The sequence below is a fragment of the Streptomyces aureus genome, assembly GCF_001418135.1.
Taxonomy (GTDB): Bacteria; Actinomycetota; Actinomycetes; order Streptomycetales; family Streptomycetaceae; genus Streptomyces; species Streptomyces aureus_A.
Genome location: NZ_LIPQ01000029.1, coordinates 1 through 20,084, shown reverse-complemented (window position 1 = coordinate 20,084; position 20,084 = coordinate 1). Strand labels below are relative to the sequence as shown.

Here is a 20,084-nt window from a genome sequence, read left to right as displayed (position 1 = left end):
GACGCCAAGCACGACCGACGCGCACGAAGGAGGCCGCCCGGTGCTGGAGCTGTCGATCCTGGGCTTCCTGTACGAGAAGCCCCTGCACGGCTACGAGCTGAAGGAGCGCATCCACGGCCTCAGCGGCCACGTGCGCCCCGTCAGCGACGGCGCCCTCTACCCGGCGATCACCCGCCTGGTGAAGAACGGCCTGGTGGACAGCCGTACGGAACCGGGCGCGAGCGCGGCCCCACGCCGGACCCTCTCACTCACCGCCGACGGACGCCGGGAGCTGCTCGCCCGGCTGCGCGCCCCCAAGGACGCCGAGATCACCGACGGCCAGCGCTTCTTCACGCTGCTGTCCTTCCTCGGCCACCTGCCCGACCCGGCGGACCAGGCGGCCGTGCTGCGCCGCCGCCAGGAGTTCCTGAACACCCCGGCCAGCTTCTTCTACGAGGACGGGGCCCCGGTCGTCGCCGAGCGGGAGCCGGACCTCTTCCGCCGGGGCATGCTGCGGATCGCCCGCGCGACGGGCACGGCCGAGAAGGCCTGGCTGACGGAGGCCCTGGCCGAACTCGAGGGCCGGGAGCCACCCGCGCGCCCCTGAGTCCGCCGGACAGTCCAGGACCCCCCGATCCACCCGATCCGGCGGGCAGGCCTCACCCCAGCCGCTTCCCCAGGTACTCCCGCCAGTCGGCGGTGAACTCCTCCGGGGTGGTGCCGAGCACCTCCTGGAGGGCCTTCTCCACGGCGCCCTCCCGGCCCGGGTGCGCGCCCACCGCGCGGTAGAAGTCGGTCAGCTTCGCCTCGCCCCAGCGGTCCGCGATCAGCTCGCAGGCCAGCCAGCCGCCCTCGTACGCCCTGGCCAGCGCTTCCGCGTCCCCGCCGAAGGCGAAGTCCGGATCGCCCGGGAGCCGGGCGGGCAGCTTCCCCGCGCGGACCGCGCGGCGCAGTTCGGGGGCGGCCTGCGCGGCGGTGCGGTCGGCGTCCCGGAAGGCGACCCAGTCGGCGAACCCCTCGGAGAGCCAGACCGGCGTCGACGGGGTGGTGGCGGCACGGGTGGCGACATGGACGGTCTCGTGGGTGAGAACGAGCTGCCGGCCGAACTCGCCGAGGACCCCGTACGCCTCCGGGTTCACGATCACCCGGTCCGCGGGGGCGTCCGCACCGCCCCGGGTCTCCCCCGTGGTGACGGCGGCGATGCCCCGGTAGGAGCTCCCCGGCGCCCCGAGGAGCTCCCCCATCCCCGCCAGCGACCCGGGGACGAGGACCACCACGTCACGGGCCCACTCGACCGGCCAGGCGGCGGAGACGGCGGGAACGGCCCGGTCCGCCGCCGCGGCGATCTCCCGGAGCCGCCCGGACTTCTGGCCGACGCCGAGGACGAGCGAACGGGCGCCCCGGACGGTCGCCACGTCGCCCTGCTCCCAGAGGTGCCGGGGCGCGCCCTGGGCCGGACGGTCACCGGTCACGTACCAGCGCCCGTCCCGCTCGGCCAGGTCGAGGACCCGGGCACCGGTGACGGGCCGCCTGTCGTGGCCCGCCAGCCGGTAGCCGAGGTCGGCGCGGACGGTGACGCGGTCGGCGGCCGTACGGTCGACCCCGGTGAGCCGGTAGGTCCAGCCGCCGACGGGAACCGTCGCGAGCCGCCGGAAGACGGTGAGGGCGGTCGGGACGTACGAGGGGTCGACGGCGGCGAGGTAGCCGGGCTGGTCACGATCGAGGAGCGCCCTGGCGTGCCGGTCGAGGAGCGCCTGTATCTCCCGGGCGGCCGTGTCGGCGGGCCGGCCGGCTCGCGCACCGCAGCCGACGAGCCCCACGAGCAGGAGCAGGAGGGCCGTCAGGCAGGCCGCCACCGGCCTGCGCGCTCCCCACCCCTGACCTGCCACGCCTCCGATCGTACGGCCGGATCGGCGGGAACTGCTTCCGGCAGGGTCCCGGACCCGGGCCGGCCCCGGCCGGAAGCGGCGGCATCACACCCGGCCCTGCCCCGGCCGGCACCCTCCGCGGGTCTGCGGAGGGTCCTGGCCCGATCCGCCTCAGACCCGGGTCACCGTCGCGTGCGACATCATGTTCACCGGGTCGTAGCGGACCCGCGCCCCCGGGTAGGGGGCGTGGATGACCTGGCCGTTGCCGGCGTAGATCCCCACGTGGCTTGCGTCGCCGCGGTACGTGACGAGGTCACCGGGCTGTGCCTGGGAGAGCGGCACCTGCCGGCCCGCGTACCGCTGCGCGGAGGAGGTCCGCGGCAGGCTGATCCCGGCCTTCCCGTACGACCAGACCATCAGGCCCGAGCAGTCGAAGGCGGAGGGGCCGGTCGCCCCCCACACGTACGGCTTGCCGACCGCGCTGCGGGCGGCGATCACCGCGGCGGCGGCCCGTGAGGAGCCCGGGGCGGCCTCGGGCATCGGCGGCGGCTGCTCCTCCGCGCGGCCGCCGGAGCGCGAGGCCCGGTCGAAGTCGGCGCGCTCCTCGACGGTGAGGCTCGCGAGGACCCGGCGGGCCTCGGCGAGCTTGCCCTCGACGACGCGCTTGTGGCGGGCGACCTCGGCGCGGCTGCGCTCCAGCTCGACCAGGACCGTCCGGGCCTCGGACCGCTTCTGGCTCAGCCGGCGCTGCTCCCGGCGCAGCTCGCCGAGCGCGACCCCCTGACGGGCGGTGATCCGGTCGAGCGCGGAGGCCCGGTCGAGGTAGGTGTCCGGGTCGGAGGAGAGCAGCAGGGCGAGGGCGGGGTCGATGCCGCCGGAGCGGTACTGGGCGCCGGCGACCGAACCGAGCGCGCCCCTCATGTGGTTGATGCGCTCCTGGCCCCGGGCGAGGCTGTCCTGGGCCTGGGAGACCGTCCGGCGCAGCGCGTCCGCCTTCTCGTCCGCCCGGTTGTAGCCCTCGGTGGCCTTCTCGGCCTCCTCGAAGAGGCGGTCCACCGTGGCACGGGTGGCCGCGGACCCGGCCCCGGGGTCGGCGCTCGCGGGGACGGCCCCGAGGGTCGCCGCGGCGGTGGCCGCGGCGGCGGTGAGGACGGTGACCCCGGCGGGTCGGCGGTGGGACGCCACGAATCGCACTCCGTTCGGCTCGACGCAGACTGGCGCGGCAGACAGTAGCCGCTGATCACTCCGCGTCCAACGAAGGCGCCGGGCACACAAAGTGACGCCCCGCCGGAGACCACAAGGTCACCGGCGGGGCGTCAGGTCAGCTCGCGTCGCGGGGAACCACCCGATTGGGCGGTTCGGCTGCGCGGGTCGCGTCGCGGCGGGTCAGCCGCCGATGCGGACTCCGAACTGGAACGTGCCCATGTAGTTCATGGACTCGTAGCGGACGTAGGCGCCCGGCTTGGGGGCGTGCAGGATCGTGTTGTTGCCCGCGTACAGACCCACGTGCGAAAGGCCGTTGAAGAAGACCAGGTCGCCCGGCCTGAGCTGGCTGCGGCCGATCTTCACGCCGTCGTTCTGCTGGGTGTAGGTGGTGCGGGTGAGGTCGACGCCGGCCTTGCCGTAGGCCCACTGGGTCAGACCCGAGCAGTCGAACGAGCCGGGGCCCTCCGCTCCGGGGTCGTACGGCATGCCGATCCGGGTGGCGGCGGCGCTGAGCGCGGCGGCGCCGAAGCCGGAGGCGGCGGCCTCGTTGCCGAGGTCGATGCGCTCACCGGCGGCGCGGCTTGCGCGCTGCTCCTTCGCGCGCTCCTCCTGCTCCACCTTGGCCCTCTCGGCCGCGGTGAGGGTGTTGAGGAGCTTCTTCGCGTCGGCCAGCTTGCTCTGGTAGCTCTTCTTCTTGGCGCCGAGGGCCTTGCGGACGTCCTCGAGGTCGGCGAGCTTCGTCGTGGCCTCGGCGCGCTGCTGCGCGAGGCTGCGCTGCTTGGACTGGATCGAGGTGAGGACGTCGGCCTGCTGCGCACTCAGCTGGTCGATCGCGGACGCCTTGTCGAGGTAGGTGTCCGGATCGGCCGAGAGGAAGAGCTGGAGCGCCGGGTCGATGCCGCCGGAGCGGTACTGGGCGCTGGCCACCGAACCGATCTGGTCGCGCAGGGTGTTGAGTTCCTGCTGACCGCGGGCCACCTTGTCCTGGAGGTTGCCGACCTCCTCCTGCAGCTTCCCGCGGCGCTCCTCGGCCTGGTTGTACTGCTCGATGGCCTCTTCGGCCTCGTGGTGCAGCTTGTCGACCTTCGACTTGACCTCGTCGATCTTGGGCTTGGCGGGGGCCGCCTGGGCGCCCGTCTGGGCGGTGAGCGCTACGGCGGCGGCCGCGGTCGCGGTGAGTACGGTCACGCGCATGCGGCTCGGCTGCTTGGGTCGACGGTGGGACGCCACGAAGGCGAGCTCCTTCTTCCTCAGAGCCGCCCAACCGGTAACGGGCAGGCGGTTCCTCCGCCGCCACCCCGGATGGGTGATCAACCGCGCGAAGGTTCGAGCCCCGACCCTAGTGACCAAGTTGTGATCAGTTCAAATCCCACTGGCAAAAATATCGCCCACGGACCACTTAATTTACACGCACCACACAGGCAGTGATGGGCACTTGACCGTCCGCCCTCCAGAATTCGGGCATTCGACCCAAGAGTTGCGATGTGGCGCGATGCCTCAGGAGAGCCGCGAAAGCCGCTTCAGCAGCAAGGCGGACGCCACCGGGCGCGCCCCGGCCTTCGCCACCCCGTCGGCCACCTCGCGGTCGGTGGAGACCACCACGACCGGCCGGCCCGGCGGCTCGGCCCGGACCAGCTGCCGGATCAACTCGTCGGCGGTCACACCGGGCTTGGAGAACAGCACCCGCACCCCCCGCGGCGGCGCGAGGAGCACCGGGGCCGCCAGCTCCGCCCCGTCGAAGACACAGGTGACCTCGGCGCCCGAGCGGGCCGCGAGGGCCGACAGGCTGCCGAGCAGCCGCAGCCGCTGCTTCTCCAACGGCATCGTGGGATAGCCGGTCTTGGTGACGTTGTAGCCGTCGACGACCAGATGGGCCTGCGGCAGCGCGAGGAGCTGGTCGAGCAGCGCCGGGTCGGTCTCGGAGAGCGCCCGCGCCGCGATGTCCTTCGGGGACATCCGCCCGGGCTCCACCGCGTCCACGGTGTCCGCCGGGTGCACCGACACGGGGGGCAGCGCGAGTTCGCGACGCAGCCCCTGGGCGGCGTCGAGCACGGTGTCGAGGAGCAGCCGCAGCCGCATGTCCTCCACCGAGCGCCCCTCACGGGCGGTCCTGCGGCTCGCCTCCAGGGCGGCCTCGACCTCGCCGAGCCGGGCCTTGAGGCGCCGGCTCTCGCTCTCGGCGGACGACACCTGGGCGGCCGCCTCCGCCTTCGCGGCGTCGATCTCGCCCTGGACGCGGCGCAGCGCGGCCTCGCCGCGCTTGACGTCGCTCTGGGCGCTGCGCAGCTTGCGGTGAAGCGATTCCGCTTCCTTCCGGGCCGCCTCCAGATCGTGGCGCAACTGCTCGGTCTCACCGCGCGAGCGGTCCCGGGCGGCGGCGAGTTCCTCGCGCAGCCGCTCCAGTTCGCGCCGGCCGGCCTCGTCGGCCCGCTCGGCGTCGACGCGCTGGGCCTCCTCGCCCGCGGCGGCCACCAGCTTGACCCAGCCCGGCGGGCGCAGCACATAGGCCGCGGCCGCCACGTCGACGGGGTCGGCCGCGGCGGGCGGGGTGCCGGTCTCGACGGCTCCGGCCAGCTCGGGCTGGCCCTGCTTGAAGCGCTCGCCGATCCGCTGCCGGAACAGCGGGTCGCTCTCCAGGGCCGCCGCCATCGCGTTCCCGGCGAACTTGGCGCGCCGGCTCGCCGTGAACCGGGCGTACTGCCTCAGGGGTGCGGGCAGCTCCGCGACGGTCAGCCCGCCGAAGGCGTCGGCGACCAGCGCGACGACCCGCCGCCGCACGCCTTCCGGCAGTGGGTGGTCGAGCGTCTCGGCAGCGTCACCTGCCGCGCCGGCCGGCTCTCCACCGTGCGCGGGCTGCTCCACGATCCGTCACCCCTATGTCGTCCGCGCCGTCCCTCAGGAGGCGGCGCCCGGCCTGTCCACCAGTTCGATCTGATCCACCGCGTTGCACCAGCGGCAGCGGACCGACTCGATGGTCTCACTGACCACCTGCCGCTCCTCGACCGTCGGGTCTCCCGCGAGGTCCAGATGGACGTACTCCACGACCTTGGAGGAGCGCGTCACGTCGAAGCGGGTCAGGTTGCCGCAGAGCGTGCAGCGCCACCGGGTGTCGGCGGTCGGCAGGGGAACCGTCGTCATCGTGCCGTCCTTCTTCCTGTTGCGTGGTACCAGGTGCGGGAGCCGCGGTGCGCCGTCGAACTGCGGTCGTACTGCCCGTTACCCTACGGCCTCGCCGGTACGCGGGGGCACGGCGAGGCACTCTGTCCAGTTCGGCCCCGGTACGCCATGATCTGTCCATGATCGACTGGCGAGGCGCGGCCCTCGGGGCCTGGCGGGGCACCCGCGGCGGCCCCACGGTGACGTACGGACTGATCGCCGCCTGCTGTCTGCTCTTCGTGATCGGCCCGGTCTCCGGGCTCAACCCGGTGTACGGCACGGGGGACGAGCTCCTCGCGTCGCAGGGCGTGTACTTCCGGCGCTGGGGTGTGGTCCCCGCGGAGCTGATGAGCGGCGAGCCCCGCGCCCTGCTCACCCCGCTCACCGCGCTCTTCGTCCACGGCAGCTGGCTCCACCTGCTGGGAAACATGCTGTTCCTGTACGTCTTCGGGGCGATGGCCGAGGAGCGCATGGGTCCCGTCGGGTTCGCCCTCTTCTACCTGGGCACGGGGTACCTCGCGCTGCTCGGGTACGCGGTGGCGCACGCGAACAGCGAGCAGACCCTGGTCGGGGCGTCCGGGGCGATCTCCGGGGTACTCGGGGCCTTTCTGTTCCTCTTCCCGCGCTCCCGGGTCACCAGTCTCTTCCCGTTCCTCTTCTTCCTGCCGCTGCGCTTCCCGGCCTGGATCGTGCTGATCTTCTGGTTCGTGCTCCAGTGGCTGGCCGCGCGGGCGGCGGGCGCGGGCCCCGGCGTCGCCTATCTGGCCCATGTGGTGGGCTTCTCCGTCGGCTTCCTCTACGCCTGGGGGCGCTACCGGGGTGGGGATAGAGTGAAAGCCCAAGCCGCGGCGACCGAGGGAGAAAGCCAGCCGTGATCACCGCGATCGTGCTCATCAAGACCAGCGTGGACCGCATCCCCGAGATCGCCGAGTCGATCGCCGGGCTCGACAGCGTCAGCGAGGTCTTCTCGGTGACCGGCACCTACGACCTCATCGCCATGGTCCGCGTGCCCCGTCACGACGACCTGGCGGACGTCATCCCCGGCAGCATCAGCAAGATCCCGGGCGTCGAGGCCACGGACACGCATGTCGCCTTCCGTACGTACTCCCAGCACGATCTGGAGGCGGCCTTCGCCATCGGTCTGGAGTCCTGAGACCTCGTACACGGCATGAGTGAAGGGGGCCTCCCGATCGGGAGGCCCCCTTCACCCGTACGAGTGAGTGCTCAGCCGCGGTCCGGGACGCACCGGCCGTCCTCGGTACGGTACTTCCACTGCGCGCCGTCGCGGACGAGCTCCTTCACGGCGCCGACGAACCGCTCCACGTGCTCGTCCGGCGTACCGGCGCCGAAGCTTACCCGGATGGCGTTGAGCGACCTCTCCCCCGGGGCCGCCTCGGGGGCACCGCACTCGCCCGGGTCCTGCGGGTCGCTGCCGAGCAGCGTGCGGACCAGCGGGTGGGCGCAGAAGAGACCGTCGCGGACACCGATGCCGTACTCGGCGGAGAGCGCGGCGGCGAAGTGGGAGCTGTTCCAGCCCTCCACGACGAAGGAGATGACGCCGACGCGCGGCGCGTCGTCGCCGAACAGCGAGAGCACCCTGACCTCGGGGACCTCGGCGAGTCCTTCCCGGACCTTGGCGATCAGGTGCCGCTCACGCTCGACGAGGGTGTCGAAGCCGGCCTCGGTGAGCGCCTTGCAGGCGGAGGCGATGGAGTAGACGCCGATGACGTTCGGGGAACCGGCCTCGTGCCGGGCCGCGGTGGTGTGCCACTCCACGTCCACACCACCGTCGGCCCGACGGGCCACCTTGCGGGAGGCGCCGCCGCCCGCGAGGTAGGGCTCGGAGTCCTGCAGCCAGTCGGCGCGGCCCGCGAGGACGCCGGAACCGAAGGGCGCGTACAGCTTGTGCCCGGAGAAGGCGATCCAGTCCACGTCGAGCTCCTGGACGGAGACCGGGTGGTGGGGCGCGAGCTGGGCGGCGTCGAGCACGATCCGGGCACCGTGCGCGTGCGCGGCGGCGGCGAGCTCCTTCACCGGCCACAGCTCACCGGTGACGTTGGAGGCACCGGTGACGCAGACCAGGGCGGGACCGTAGGGGTCACGGTCGGCGAGGGCCCGCTCCAGGGTGGCGACGGCCTGCTGCGGGGTGCGCGGCGCGTTGAGGTAGGTGACGCGGGCGTCGCGCCAGGGCAGCAGCGAGGCGTGGTGCTCGGTCTCGAAGACGAACACCTGGCAGTCGGCCGGGATCGTGGCCGCAAGCAGGTTGAGCGAGTCGGTCGTGGAGCGGGTGAAGACGACCTGGTCACCGGGACGGCAGTCGAGGAACTCGGCAACGGTGACGCGGCTGTTCTCGAAGAGGTCGGTGGAGAGCTGGGAGAGGTACCCGGCGCCGCGGTGGACGCTGCCGTAGTAGGGGGCGTACGCGGCGACGTCGTCCCACACCCGCTGGAGGGCCGGAGCGCTGGCCGCGTAGTCGAGCGCCGCGTAGGTCACCTCGCCGCCGGTGACGAGCGGGACGGTGACGTCCCGGCCGAGCACGGGCAGCGGGGCGGCGCAGCAGGGGTCTGCGGTCTCGGCGGAAGCGGTCTCGACGAGGGTGGCGGCGGTCTCGGCGGTGGCGACGGCGGCGTCAGGGCGTGCGGACATGGCGGTATCTCCCGGCGGGCGGTGCGGAATGGCTTCGGTGATCCCGTACGCGGCCGGAGACGGCGGGGTACGGATGATGGCCTCGGAAGACACGGGTGCACAGGGGCACGGGGGAAACTCAGGGGTACACGGGGTACGCGAAAGTGACCCTGATCCGATGATCCGAGGGTGAAGAAGGGGCGTACTCGCCCTATCGCATTCGCTTGCTCACGGAAAAAGCTCCTCGAGAGACCAGGACCCCTGGTGTTCGAGGGGTCCGCGCTTGCCGTAGACCTCGCTGCCTACGGCCTGGTCATCACCCGGGGCACCCCGCCACGGACGGAGGGTTGCCGGACAGCAAGCCGGGGCCAAAACGCTGTCACTCGTGACCTGTAGAGCATCCTGCCACATGATCGCCGAAGCGCAAGACCCCGGTCCGCATACTGGACCGGGGTCGTGGGCGTACGACGCGCGCGGGGTCAGGCGTTGCTGGCGGCGACCCAGCGCTCCAGGGCCCGGCGGGCCTCGCCGGAGTCGATCGACTCCGCGGCCCTCTCGATGCCGGCGCGGATCTGCTCCGCCAGGGTGCCCTCGCCCGGCGCGAGCGCGGTCAGCGCCGCCGCCGAGTTGAGCAGCACCGCGTCCCGTACCGGCCCGGTCTCCCCCGCGAGCAGCCGGCGGGCCACGTCGGCGTTGTACGAGGCGTCCGCGCCGCGCAGCGCCTCCACGGGGACGAGGTCGATGCCGACGTCCCTGGGGTCGAAGGCCTCCTCCCGCACCGAACCGTCGCGGACCACCCAGACCCGCGAGGTGGCGGTGGTGGTCAGCTCGTCGAGGCCGTCGTCGCCCCGGAAGACGAGCGCGGAGGAGCCGCGCTCGGCGAGCACCCCGGCGACGATGGGCGCCACCCGGGCGTCGGCGACACCGGTCGCCTGGGACCGGACGCGGGCCGGATTGGTGAGCGGACCGAGGAAGTTGAAGACGGTCCGGATGCCGAGTTCCTTGCGGGCCATCGCCACATGGCGCAGCGCCGGGTGGAACTTCACGGCGAAGCAGAAGGTGATCCCGGCCTCCTCGGCGACCTCGACGACCCGCTTCGGGGTCAGGTCCAGGTTGACGCCGAGCTTCTCCAGGACGTCGGAGGCGCCGGAGGCGGAGGAGGCGGCCCGGTTGCCGTGCTTGACGACCTTGGCACCGGTGCCCGCCACGACGATCGCCGACATCGTGGAGATGTTGACGGTCTTGGCGCCGTCGCCGCCGGTGCCGACGATGTCGACGGTGTCGCCGGGCACCTCGATCGTGTTGGCGTGTTCGTACATGGTGCGGACGAGGCCGGTGATCTCCTCGACGGTCTCGCCCTTGGCGCGCAGGGCCACGACGAAGCCGGCGATCTGGGCGTCGGTGGCCTCGCCGCGCAGGATCCGGTCCATGGCCCAGGCGGTGTCCTCCGCGCTCTGGTCGCGGCCGGACAGCAGGCCGTCCAGGACGACGGGCCAGGAGCGGCCCGCCGACGTAGGTCCTCCAGCGGGGGTCACAGCGCTCATGGCAGCTCCTGGTCAGTCCGTAACGGCTAGGGCTCCACCCTATCGACCCCCGGGTACGGCAAAGAGCCCCGTCCATCGAATGGACGGGGCTCTCACCGTGGCGACTTGTCGAAAGTCAGGAGTTCAGGTGATCAGTGGTGGCCGTGGCCGCTCTGGATCTCCTTGTACTCCTCGACCGTGGGCTTGGCGACCTGGCTGTCGCCGCCGTAGTAGCCCTTGTTGAGCTTGACCCGGAGCTTCTCCATGCGCCCGATCTTGCGCTCCACGCCGTTCTCGTCGACGGCCGGCGGAAGCTCCGCGGCGTCGTACTGCTCGTGCGCGGTGAGACGGTGCAGCTCGCCCTGGCTGAGCGGCTCGTGGATCTCGACGAACTCACCGTGCGGCAGGCGCTTGATGATGCCGGACTCGCGGCCGTGCAGCACCTTGTCCTTGTCGCGGCGCTGGAGGCCGAGGCAGATCCGCTTGGTGACGATGAACGCGATGACCGGGCCGACGAAGAAGAAGATCCGCACGAACCAGGTGATCGAGTTGAGCGACAGGTGGAAGTGGGTCGCCCAGAGGTCGTTTCCACCACCCACGAGCATGATCATGTACGCGGTGATCCAGGCGACACCGAAACCGGTGCGCGTCGGAGCGTTGCGCGGGCGCTGCGCGATGTGGTGCTCGCGCTTGTCGCCGGTGATCCACGACTCGATGAACGGGTAGACCGCGATCGCTGCGAGGACCGCCGGGAAGATCGCCAGCGGGATCATCACGCCGAGGACCAGCGTGTGGCCCCAGAGGTTGATCTCCCAGCCCGGCATGACTCGGATCAGACCCTCGGCGAAGCCCATGTACCAGTCGGGCTGGGCGCCGGTGGACACCTGGTCCGGACGGTACGGGCCGAGGGCCCAGATCGGGTTGATCGAGGCGATCGCGGAGATGACCGCGATGACACCGAAGACCAGGAAGAAGAAGCCTCCGGCCTTGGCCATGTAGACCGGCAGCAGCGGCATGCCCACGACGTTCTTGTTCGTGCGGCCGGGGCCCTCGAACTGCGTGTGCTTGTGGAAGAACACCAGGATGAGGTGGGCCACCACGAGGCCGAGCATGATGCCGGGCAGCAGCAGGACGTGGGCCGAGTAGAACCGGGCCACGAAGTCGCCGCCGGGGAACTCCCCGCCGAACAGGAACATCGACAGGTACGTGCCGATGACCGGCACGGACAGGATCGCGCCCTGCATGAAGCGGACACCGGTGCCGGAGAGCAGGTCGTCCGGGAGCGAGTAACCGGTGAAGCCGGTGAACATGCCCAGGAAGAACAGCAGGAAGCCGAACAGCCAGTTGATCTCACGGGGCTTGCGGAACGCACCCGTGAAGAACACGCGCATCATGTGCACGAACATGCCGGCGAGGAAGATCAGCGCCGCCCAGTGGTGGATCTGCCGGATGAGCAGACCACCGCGGACCTCGAACGAGATGTGCATCGTCGAGTTGAACGCCTCGGACATCAGCTGTCCCTGGAGCGGGACGTACGGTCCGACGTACTCCACCTCGTTCATCGACGGGTGGAAGAACATCGTCAGATAGACGCCCGTCAGGATGATGATGAGGAAGCTGTAGAGGCAGATCTCGCCCAGCATGAAGGACCAGTGGTCCGGGAAGATCTTCCGCATGTTGGCCTTGGCCAGCGTGTAGATCCCCAGGCGACCGTCGGCCCAGTCGGCGACCCGCTCACCGGCGGGTGCCTTCTTGGTATCGGTCACGGTGCTCATCCGCGCTCCCAGAAGGAAGGACCGACGGGCTCGTCGAAGTCGCCGAGCGCCTCCAGGAAGCCCTTGTCGTTCACGCCGATCCGCAGCTGCGGGAGGGCGTGACCGGCCGGGCCGAAGATGACGCGGGCGCCGTCGGAGAGGTCGAAGGTGGACTGGTGGCACGGGCAGAGGACGTGGTGCGTCTGCTGCTCGTACAGGGAGATCGGGCAGCCCACGTGGGTGCAGATCTTCGAGAAGGCGACGATGCCCTCGTGCGACCACTCGAGCTCGCGCTTGTCCTTGATGTCCTCCGGCTGGATCCGGACGATCATCAGGGCGGCCTTGGCGATCTCGACCTGGAAGTCGTGGTCGTGCTCCGAGAGGCCCTCGGGCATCGCGAAGGTCAGCGATCCGACCGCGACGTCCTCGGGACGAAGCGGCTCGTGCGTGTTCATGTTGATGAGCTGAAGCCCCTTGGCCCACATCGTGGTCCGGAGCTTCTTCTCGGGCAGCGGGCCCATGTCACGCAGCAGCACGATGCCGGAGAGCGGTACGAGCGACAGCGCGCCGAACATCGTGTTGCGGATGAGCTTGCGGCGGCCCATGCCCGACTCCGCGGCACCGGCCGCGAAGTCCGCCATGACCTTCGCCTTGGTCTCCGGGTCGGCCGCGATCGGGTGCCGCTCGTCCGCGATCTCGACGTCGGACATCAGGGTGCGGGCCCAGTGGACCGCGCCCGCGCCGATGAAGAAGAGGGCGAGACCGAGGGTCCAGCCGAGCGCGAAGTTGAGCGCGGACACCCGGCCGAAGGGCCAGATGTACACGATCTTGTCGACCGGGAAGATCACGTACGAGGCGATGAAGCCGATCGTGGCCAGCATCGACAGCGTGAACATGAAGGCGACCGCGCGCTCGGACCGACGGGCGGCCCGCTCGTCGATGTCCTGGATGCGGGGCTTGTGGGGCGGGAGGCCCGGGTCGGCGAACGGGTCGTCGGCGACCATCACCGCGCCGTGCGCGGTGTCCTGCCCTGCCGGCAGGTTCTCTTCTGGAATCTCTTGGCTACTCATGACTTCTTGGCCTTAGCGGTGTGGGCCGCGACCCAGATGGCAACTGCGATCAGCGCACCCAGGCCGAAGACCCAGGCGAACAGGCCCTCGGAGACGGGGCCGAGGCCACCGAGCGAGAGACCGCCCGGGCTGTCGGCCTTGTCGCCGTTGACGGCCTGGACGTACGCGATGATGTCCTTCTTCTCCTTCTCCGGCATGGTCGTGTCCGGGAAGGAGGGCATGTTCTGCGGGCCGGTCTGCATGGCCTCGTAGAGGTGCTTCGGGCTCACGCCTTCGAGGTTCGGGGCGTACTTGCCGTAGGTCAGCGCGCCACCCTCGCCGGTGAAGTTGTGGCACTGGGCACAGTTGGTGCGGAACAGCTCGCCACCCTTGGCGATGTCGGCACCGTCAGGGCTGTACTGGCTCTCGGTCGGCGTGATCGGGCCGGCACCGAGAGAGGCGACGTACGCCGCGAGCTGATCGATCTCAGCCTGCGAGTAGATGACCTTCTTCTTCGGCACCTGGGCGCCCGGCTGCTGGGCCGGCATGCGGCCCGTGCCGACCTGGAAGTCGACGGCGGCCGAACCGACGCCTACGAGGGAGGGGCCGTCAGTGGTGCCCTGACCGCCGGTTCCGTGGCAGCTGGCGCAGCCGACGGAGTAGAGCTTCTTCCCCTCCTCGATGGCGAGGGACTGGGCGGTTTCATCGGCCTTCGCCGTGCCCGCGGGCGCGAACGCGGCGTACAGCCCCCCAGTGGCCGCCAGCGCGAGAAGTAGGACGACGACCGCCGCCAGCGGATGGCGTCGTCGTGCGGAGAGCTTTTTCACGGATTACCCCGGTGTCAGGATCTTCTGCGTCGATGCTTGCTGGATGTCTCGGTCCGCCGTGTCGGCGGCGCCGACTACTTGATCATGTAGATCGTGGCGAAGAGGCCGATCCAGACGACATCGACGAAGTGCCAGTAGTAGGACACGACGATGGCGGCGGTTGCCTGCTCGTGAGTGAACCTCTTGGCGGCGTACGTCCGGCCGAGGACCAGCAGGAAGGCGATGAGACCGCCCGTCACGTGCAGGCCGTGGAAGCCGGTGGTCAGGTAGAACACGGAGCCGTACGGGTCCGACGAGAGCGAGAGGCCCTCGTGCTTCACCAGCTCGGTGTACTCGAAGACCTGTCCGCCGATGAAGATCGCACCCATCACGAACGTGATGATGAACCACGACCGGAGCTTCTTCACGTCGCCCCGCTCCGCGGCGAAGACGCCGAGCTGGCAGGTGAGTGAGGAGAGCACCAGGATCGTGGTGTTGGTCGCCGAGAACGGGAAGTTCAAGGCCGAGGCCTTTTCCGCCCAATACTCGGCGCCCATCACCGATCGCAGGGTGAAGTACATCGCGAAGAGGGCCGCGAAGAACATCAGCTCGGAGCTCAACCAGATGATGGTTCCGACGCTGGTGAGGTTCGGTCGATTGACCGACGGGTGCGCGTGCCCTGTTTCTACTGTCGTTACTGTCGCCACGACCGACATTATGTCGGTCGCTTATCCCGCCCTCACTCCGGGGGGTGCCGTTCGGAGTGTCAGAGGGGTGTGTCCAGCCCATACGGCCCAGTGCGAGGGCCCCCCGGCACCCTTCGAACAGGTGTTGAACGGGTGTTGACGGGGTGTGGACCGGAGTAGCATCCGCGCATCGGTCGACGACGACCCACCCGCCTTCCCAGCCGGAGGAACGATGCAGTCGAGTGCCACGGTCCTGGTCTACAGCGACGACGCGAACACCCGCGAGCAGGTACGGCTGGCGGCCGGGCGCAGGCCCGCGTCGGACGTCCCCCCGGTGCGGTTCGTGGAGTGCGCGACGCTGCCGGCGGTGCTGAAGCGCCTGGACGAGGGCGGCATCGACGTCTGCGTCCTGGACGGCGAGGCGGTTCCCGCGGGCGGCATGGGCGTCTGCCGGCAGATCAAGGACGAGGTCTTCCACTGCCCGCCGGTGCTGCTGCTCATCGGCCGCCCGCAGGACGCCTGGCTGGCCACCTGGAGCCGCGCGGACGCCGCGGTCACCCTTCCGGTCGAACCGGTCGAGTTCGCGGCGTCCTTGGCCTCCCTGCTGCGCTCGCGCCTGTCGATCGACGCGTAGTCGCCGCACGGGGCGAACCGGCCCTGAGCCCTAGAGGGGGAGGGGCCTGAGGCGGGCCTTCTCGGTGGTGGCCACCGGACTGCCGGCGGCCTCCACCAGGGCGCTGCCCTCCCGCCACTTGGCCCACGGCAGGTTCCAGTCGCCGAAGCCGTTGCCGAAGGTGTCCATCGTGTCGCCGTGGCTGTTGACGACGCGGACGATGTCGCCGGGGCGGACGGTCTCGTAGAACCAGGCCGCGTTCCCCGTCGACATGCCGACACAGCCGTGGCTGACGTTCGCCACGCCCTGTGAGCCGACCGACCAGGGCGCGGCGTGGACGTACTCACCGCTCCAGGTGACCCTGGTGGCGTAGTAGACCGGCAGGTCGTACGACTCCGCGCTGCCCTCCGCGATGCCGATGCTGGTGCCCCGCATCCGGACGTAGTACTCCTTGGCGAGCACCACTTTGATGCCGTTTCGGGTGGAGAAGCCCGGCTTGCCGGTGGTCACCGGAATGGTATTGATCACTTCTCCGTTGCGCCGCACGGTCATGTAGTGCGACCCGGCGTCCGCGACGGCCTCGATCCGGTCGCCGATCGTGAGCTTCAGCGGCTTGGAGGCGCCGCCGTAGAGCTTGTCGCCGACCTTGAGGCCGTCCAGGTTGCCGGTGACCGTGACACTCGCGCCGGCCGGCCAGTACTCCTTCGGGCGGAAGTGCAGCTTCTTGTCGTCCACCCAGTACCAGGCGCCCTCGACGGACGGCGTGGAGCGGACCTTGAGGGCCCGTTCGACGACGGCACGGGCCTCGCGGTCCTTGACAGGGAGGCTCAGGTCGGCCGTGATGGGCTGTCCGACGCCGTATGTGCCCGCCTCCGGGCCGAAGGCCGCCGTCAGCGCCCGTTTGGCCGGGGCCGTCTCGAAGGTGAACGTACGGGCGCCTGGAGCGCCGTCCTCGTCCTCGGTGGCGACGCGGACCGTGTAGCGGGCGCCGGCCGCCAGGGAGGCCGTGGAGCGCCAGCGCCGCCCGTCCGCGGTGAGTTCGCCCGCCAGGTGGCGCCCCGCGGCGTCTATGGCGGTGACGTCGGTGATCCTGCCGTCCTCGCCCTTGGCGGTGACCTCAAGGGGCTTCTCGGGGTCCGCCTTGGCACCGTCCGCGGGGGCGCTGACCGCGAGCTGGTCCGCCGCGTCGTACGCCCTCGCCGACAGCGGATGGCTGTCGGGGCCCGCACACGACGAGGCGGCTGCGGTGACGGTGACGGCCAGAAGAGTGGAGCCCAGAACAGTCCGAATGCGCGGCGTGTCGTTCATGACTTCACGCTAAGGACTGTCCTCGGCACCAGCGCGCCGAGTGCGCCGAAAGAGGGGCCCGGACACTTCGGTGACGAAGTGTCCGGGCCCCTCTGGTGCTCCGGTGCGGAGCGGGGTACCGCTACTGGTTCTGGTTCTCGCCGCGGTAGAACTCGAAGACCCAGCCGAACAGGCCGACGAGGATCAGCGGGGCGGAGAAGTACAGGATCCACCAGCCCATCGCGATGGCGAGGAACGCGAGCGCGCCGCCGATGGAGAGCGAGAGCGGCTGCCAGCTGTGCGGGGCGAAGAAGCCGACCTCACCGGCCTCGTCCGCGACGTCGGCCTCCTTGTCGTCCTGCGCCATCGCGTCGACACGCTTGGCCGTGAAGGCCAGGTAGTAGCCGATCATGATGGACAGGCCGAACGCCAGGAACAGCGCCGTCGTGCCGACCGGCTCCTTCGACCACACGCCGTACAGGACGGCCATGGCGAGGATGAAGACGCTCAGCCAGATGAACATCTTGCCCTGGATCTTCACTTGCCGGCCTCCTTGCCGCCCGCGAGGGCCTCGGCCACGTGACCCTTGTTCTCGAGCTGGTCGAGAACCGCGATCTCAGGGTGGTGCAGATCGAACGCCGGGGATTCCGAACGGATCCGCGGCAGGGTGAGGAAGTTGTGCCGCGGCGGCGGGCAGGACGTCGCCCATTCGAGCGAACGGCCGTAGCCCCACGGGTCGTCGACCTCGATCTTCTTGCCGTACTTGGCGGTCTTCCAGACGTTGTAGAGGAACGGCAGGATCGACAGACCGAGCAGGAAGGAGGAGATCGTCGAGATCGTGTTCAGCGCGGTGAAGCCGTCGGCGTCGAGGTAGTCCGCGTAACGACGCGGCATGCCCTCGGCACCGAGCCAGTGCTGCACGAGGAAGGTGCCGTGGAAGCCGATGAACAGCGTCCAGAACGTCATCTTGCCGAGGCGCTCGTCCAGCATCTTGCCCGTGAACTTCGGCCACCAGAAGTGGAAGCCGGCGAACATCGCGAAGACCACGGTGCCGAAGACGACGTAGTGGAAGTGCGCGACGACGAAGTACGAGTCGGAGACGTGGAAGTCCATCGGCGGCGAGGCCAGGATGACACCGGTCAGACCACCGAAGGTGAAGGTGATCAGGAAGCCGATCGTCCAGAGCATCGGTGTCTCGAAGGACAGCGAGCCCTTCCACATCGTTCCGATCCAGTTGAAGAACTTCACGCCTGTCGGTACGGCGATGAGGAACGTCATGAAGGAGAAGAACGGGAGGAGCACGCCACCGGTGACGTACATGTGGTGGGCCCACACGGTCACGGAGAGACCGGCGATCGCGATGGTCGCGGCCACCAGACCGATGTAGCCGAACATCGGCTTGCGGCTGAAGACCGGGATGACCTCGGAGATGATGCCGAAGAACGGCAGCGCGATGATGTACACCTCCGGGTGGCCGAAGAACCAGAAGAGGTGTTGCCAGAGCAACGCTCCACCGTTGGCCGCGTCGAAGACGTGTGCGCCGAACTTGCGGTCCGCCTCCAGGGCGAACAGCGCGGCCGCGAGGACCGGGAAGGCGAGCAGGACCAGAACACCGGTCAGCAGCACGTTCCAGGTGAAGATCGGCATGCGGAACATCGTCATGCCCGGAGCGCGCATGCAGATGATCGTGGTGATGAAGTTGACCGAGCCGAGGATCGTGCCGAAGCCGGAGAAGGCCAGACCCATGATCCACATGTCGGCGCCGACACCCGGCGAGCGGACGGCGTCCGACAGCGGGGAGTAGGCGAACCAGCCGAAGTCGGCCGCACCCTGCGGGGTGAGGAAGCCGGCCACCGCGATGATCGAGCCGAAGAGGTACAGCCAGTACGCGAACATGTTCAGCCGCGGGAACGCCACGTCGGGCGCGCCGATCTGCAGCGGCATGATCCAGTTGGCGAATCCGGCGAACAGCGGCGTCGCGAACATCAGCAGCATGATCGTGCCGTGCATCGTGAACGCCTGGTTGAACTGCTCGTTCGACATGATCTGCGTACCCGGCCGGGCCAGCTCGGCGCGCATGAAGAGCGCCATGAGTCCGCCGATGCAGAAGAAGACGAACGACGTGACCAGGTAGAGCGTGCCGATCGTCTTGTGATCGGTGGTGGTCAGCCACTTGATCACGACATTGCCGGGCTGCTTGCGCCGTACGGGCAGCTCGTTCTCGTACGAGTCCTCAGCTGCGGCGGCACCCTGGGTTTCGTTGTGGATGCTCACAGTTGGTTCTTCTCCGCATTCCTGGCCGGGTCCGTCTGCTCGATGCCAGACGGGATGTAGCCGGTCTGCCCCTTCTCGGCCAGCTCCTTCAGGTGCTGCTGGTAGCGCTCCGGGGAGACCACCTTGACGTTGAAGAGCATCCGGGAGTGGTCGACACCGCACAGCTCGGCGCACTTGCCGAGGAAGGTGCCTTCCTGCGTCGGGGTGACCTCGAAGGCGTTGGTGTGACCCGGGATGACGTCCTGCTTCATGAGGAAGGGGACCACCCAGAAGGAGTGGATCACGTCACGGGAGGTCAGGACGAACCGGACCTTCTCGCCCTTCGGCAGCCACAGGGTCGGGCCCGGGTTGCCGGTCTGCGGGTTGCGGTCACCGGGGATACCGGCGTCGTACACGCCGCCGGCGTTCGCCGGGAAGTCGTCCTGGAACTTGTCCGGGATGGCGGCGAGGTTCGGGGCCGTCTGCGCGTCACCCTTCACACCCGGCACGTTCTCGATGTAGTTGAAGCCCCAGCTCCACTGGTAGCCGACCACGTTGATGGTGTGGGCCGGCTTGTCGGCGAGCGAAAGGAGCTTCGACTCGTCGCGCGCGGTGAAGTAGAAGAGGACCGACACGATGATGAGTGGCGTCACCGTGTACAGCGCCTCGATGGGCATGTTGTACCGCGTCTGCGGAGGTACCTCGACCTTGGTGCGGGTGCGCCTGTGGAACATGACGGACCACAGGATCAGCCCCCAGACCAGGACGCCCGTGGCGAGCGCAGCTGCCCACGAGCCCTGCCAGAGGGAGAGGATCGTAGGAGCCTCTTCCGTGACCGGAGTGGGCATACCCAGGCGGGGGAAGTCTTCCCAGTTGTACGAGCAGCCGGTGGCTGTCGCCAGGATCAGGCCCGCAGTCAGCACCTGCGGCAGCTTCCGCCGCATCGGGCGCCGCGACGAGCGGTCGGAGCCGTTGGGACTCACGTAGCGCCTTCCCGAGAGTCTCGGCCCGCGTTGGTCGGCCACGGCCGTCCGTCTCGCTGGTCGGTCGCCGCCCCGGCCGCGGGCAGGGGTTTGGATGTTTATGCGGACCAAACCCTACTGGACGCTATTTGGGGTCGCGCGGGGAGGGTGCCCAACGCGCCGTCCGAGTCCCCGAAGGGGTGGACTCCGGCGTTCCGGTGGGGGGTCGGACGCGTCCGTTCGGCGGTCTGCCGGTGTACGGCGAGGCGGTTCTGACGAGGGCTCACGAGGGACGGGGGGCGGGGTCGGCCACGGGC

At 69.9% G+C, this 20,084-nt stretch carries 19 protein-coding genes and 1 riboswitch; of the genes, 4 read left to right on the top strand and 15 right to left on the bottom strand.

Going from position 1 to position 20,084, the window contains the following annotated elements:
- Positions 1–40: 40 nt before the first annotated feature.
- Complete coding sequence (locus AOK00_RS03390) at positions 41–586, top strand: PadR family transcriptional regulator (protein ID WP_055598833.1); 546 nt, start codon at positions 41–43, stop codon at positions 584–586.
- A gap of 52 nt (positions 587–638) precedes the next feature.
- Here the strand turns inward: AOK00_RS03390 and AOK00_RS03385 are convergent, their stop codons facing one another.
- The 5 genes from AOK00_RS03385 to AOK00_RS03365 all read right to left on the bottom strand — a co-directional run bounded on the left by AOK00_RS03385 (position 639) and on the right by AOK00_RS03365 (position 6,191).
- Complete coding sequence (locus AOK00_RS03385) at positions 639–1,868, bottom strand: hypothetical protein (RefSeq protein WP_055598832.1); 1,230 nt, start codon at positions 1,866–1,868, stop codon at positions 639–641.
- Between the two features lie 150 nt (positions 1,869–2,018).
- Entirely contained in the window at positions 2,019–3,032 is a 1,014-nt protein-coding gene (locus AOK00_RS03380) for a C40 family peptidase (protein ID WP_055598831.1), read from the bottom strand.
- 201 nt (positions 3,033–3,233) lie between these two features.
- Entirely contained in the window at positions 3,234–4,283 is a 1,050-nt protein-coding gene (locus AOK00_RS03375) for a C40 family peptidase (protein ID WP_055598830.1), read from the bottom strand.
- Between the two features lie 267 nt (positions 4,284–4,550).
- Positions 4,551–5,915 carry an NYN domain-containing protein gene (locus tag AOK00_RS03370; protein WP_055598829.1) on the bottom strand — a complete coding sequence of 455 codons (1,365 nt, stop codon included), beginning with the start codon at positions 5,913–5,915 and terminating at the stop codon, positions 4,551–4,553.
- Between the two features lie 33 nt (positions 5,916–5,948).
- On the bottom strand, positions 5,949–6,191 hold the full coding sequence (locus AOK00_RS03365; protein ID WP_030314394.1) for a hypothetical protein: 243 nt from the start codon (positions 6,189–6,191) through the stop codon (positions 5,949–5,951).
- Between the two features lie 158 nt (positions 6,192–6,349).
- Here AOK00_RS03365 and AOK00_RS03360 point away from each other — a divergent pair, with 158 nt between their 5' ends.
- Together AOK00_RS03360 and AOK00_RS03355 are read left to right on the top strand one after the other, a co-directional pair.
- Entirely contained in the window at positions 6,350–7,084 is a 735-nt protein-coding gene (locus AOK00_RS03360; RefSeq protein ID WP_055598828.1) for a rhomboid family intramembrane serine protease, read from the top strand.
- Complete coding sequence (locus AOK00_RS03355; protein ID WP_015033007.1) at positions 7,081–7,362, top strand: Lrp/AsnC family transcriptional regulator; 282 nt, start codon at positions 7,081–7,083, stop codon at positions 7,360–7,362. The genes AOK00_RS03360 and AOK00_RS03355 overlap by 4 nt, the downstream gene beginning before the upstream one ends.
- 71 nt (positions 7,363–7,433) lie before the next feature.
- On the opposite strand, the gene AOK00_RS03350 is transcribed toward AOK00_RS03355, so the two are convergent.
- The 6 genes from AOK00_RS03350 to ctaE all read right to left on the bottom strand — a co-directional run bounded on the left by AOK00_RS03350 (position 7,434) and on the right by ctaE (position 14,682).
- A complete protein-coding gene (locus tag AOK00_RS03350) occupies positions 7,434–8,855 on the bottom strand; it encodes an aminotransferase class V-fold PLP-dependent enzyme (protein WP_173861493.1) in 1,422 nt (473 codons plus the stop codon).
- Between the two features lie 253 nt (positions 8,856–9,108).
- Positions 9,109–9,225, bottom strand: a riboswitch (SAM riboswitch).
- Between the two features lie 88 nt (positions 9,226–9,313).
- Positions 9,314–10,378, bottom strand: a complete 1,065-nt coding sequence (gene trpD / locus AOK00_RS03345) for an anthranilate phosphoribosyltransferase (protein WP_055598827.1) — start codon at positions 10,376–10,378, stop codon at positions 9,314–9,316.
- Between the two features lie 131 nt (positions 10,379–10,509).
- A complete protein-coding gene (gene qcrB, locus AOK00_RS03340; RefSeq protein ID WP_055598826.1) occupies positions 10,510–12,132 on the bottom strand; it encodes a cytochrome bc1 complex cytochrome b subunit in 1,623 nt (540 codons plus the stop codon).
- Positions 12,129–13,181: a cytochrome bc1 complex Rieske iron-sulfur subunit gene (gene qcrA / locus AOK00_RS03335; RefSeq protein WP_055598825.1), complete on the bottom strand. Its 1,053-nt coding sequence runs from the start codon at positions 13,179–13,181 to the stop codon at positions 12,129–12,131. Before qcrA ends, qcrB begins: the two co-directional genes overlap by 4 nt.
- Positions 13,178–13,987 carry a cytochrome bc1 complex diheme cytochrome c subunit gene (gene qcrC, locus AOK00_RS03330; protein WP_055598824.1) on the bottom strand — a complete coding sequence of 270 codons (810 nt, stop codon included), beginning with the start codon at positions 13,985–13,987 and terminating at the stop codon, positions 13,178–13,180. The genes qcrA and qcrC overlap by 4 nt, the downstream gene beginning before the upstream one ends.
- A 74-nt stretch (positions 13,988–14,061) precedes the next feature.
- Positions 14,062–14,682, bottom strand: a complete 621-nt coding sequence (ctaE, locus tag AOK00_RS03325) for an aa3-type cytochrome oxidase subunit III (protein WP_055598823.1) — start codon at positions 14,680–14,682, stop codon at positions 14,062–14,064.
- A 202-nt stretch (positions 14,683–14,884) separates the two neighbouring features.
- Between ctaE and AOK00_RS03320 the strand changes: the two genes are divergently transcribed.
- A complete protein-coding gene (locus AOK00_RS03320) occupies positions 14,885–15,286 on the top strand; it encodes a hypothetical protein (RefSeq protein WP_055598822.1) in 402 nt (133 codons plus the stop codon).
- A gap of 30 nt (positions 15,287–15,316) precedes the next feature.
- On the opposite strand, the gene AOK00_RS03315 is transcribed toward AOK00_RS03320, so the two are convergent.
- From AOK00_RS03315 to ctaC, 4 genes are all read right to left on the bottom strand, one after another.
- Positions 15,317–16,573: a L,D-transpeptidase gene (locus AOK00_RS03315; RefSeq protein ID WP_055598821.1), complete on the bottom strand. Its 1,257-nt coding sequence runs from the start codon at positions 16,571–16,573 to the stop codon at positions 15,317–15,319.
- A 121-nt stretch (positions 16,574–16,694) separates the two neighbouring features.
- The gene (locus AOK00_RS03310; protein ID WP_055598820.1) at positions 16,695–17,093 is read right to left on the bottom strand and encodes a cytochrome c oxidase subunit 4; all 399 of its coding nucleotides are present in this window, start codon (positions 17,091–17,093) and stop codon (positions 16,695–16,697) included.
- On the bottom strand, positions 17,090–18,826 hold the full coding sequence (gene ctaD / locus AOK00_RS03305) for an aa3-type cytochrome oxidase subunit I (RefSeq protein WP_055598819.1): 1,737 nt from the start codon (positions 18,824–18,826) through the stop codon (positions 17,090–17,092). Before ctaD ends, AOK00_RS03310 begins: the two co-directional genes overlap by 4 nt.
- Positions 18,823–19,788: an aa3-type cytochrome oxidase subunit II gene (gene ctaC, locus AOK00_RS03300; protein ID WP_055598818.1), complete on the bottom strand. Its 966-nt coding sequence runs from the start codon at positions 19,786–19,788 to the stop codon at positions 18,823–18,825. The genes ctaD and ctaC overlap by 4 nt, the downstream gene beginning before the upstream one ends.
- Between the last annotated feature and the right edge of the window lie 296 nt (positions 19,789–20,084).

Excerpts from the sequence above, each read along its gene's own strand:
- AOK00_RS03365 (WP_030314394.1), bottom strand. The coding sequence starts at position 6,191 with ATGACGACGGTTCCCCTGCCGACCGCCGACACCCGGTGGCGCTGCACG.
- AOK00_RS03350 (WP_173861493.1), bottom strand. The coding sequence starts at position 8,855 with ATGTCCGCACGCCCTGACGCCGCCGTCGCCACCGCCGAGACCGCCGCC.
- qcrA (WP_055598825.1), bottom strand. The coding sequence starts at position 13,181 with ATGAGTAGCCAAGAGATTCCAGAAGAGAACCTGCCGGCAGGGCAGGAC.
- trpD (WP_055598827.1), bottom strand. The coding sequence starts at position 10,378 with ATGAGCGCTGTGACCCCCGCTGGAGGACCTACGTCGGCGGGCCGCTCC.
- AOK00_RS03315 (WP_055598821.1), bottom strand. The coding sequence starts at position 16,573 with ATGAACGACACGCCGCGCATTCGGACTGTTCTGGGCTCCACTCTTCTG.
- AOK00_RS03320 (WP_055598822.1), top strand. The coding sequence starts at position 14,885 with ATGCAGTCGAGTGCCACGGTCCTGGTCTACAGCGACGACGCGAACACC.
- AOK00_RS03360 (WP_055598828.1), top strand. The coding sequence starts at position 6,350 with ATGATCGACTGGCGAGGCGCGGCCCTCGGGGCCTGGCGGGGCACCCGC.
- qcrB (WP_055598826.1), bottom strand. The coding sequence starts at position 12,132 with ATGAGCACCGTGACCGATACCAAGAAGGCACCCGCCGGTGAGCGGGTC.
- ctaE (WP_055598823.1), bottom strand. The coding sequence starts at position 14,682 with ATGTCGGTCGTGGCGACAGTAACGACAGTAGAAACAGGGCACGCGCAC.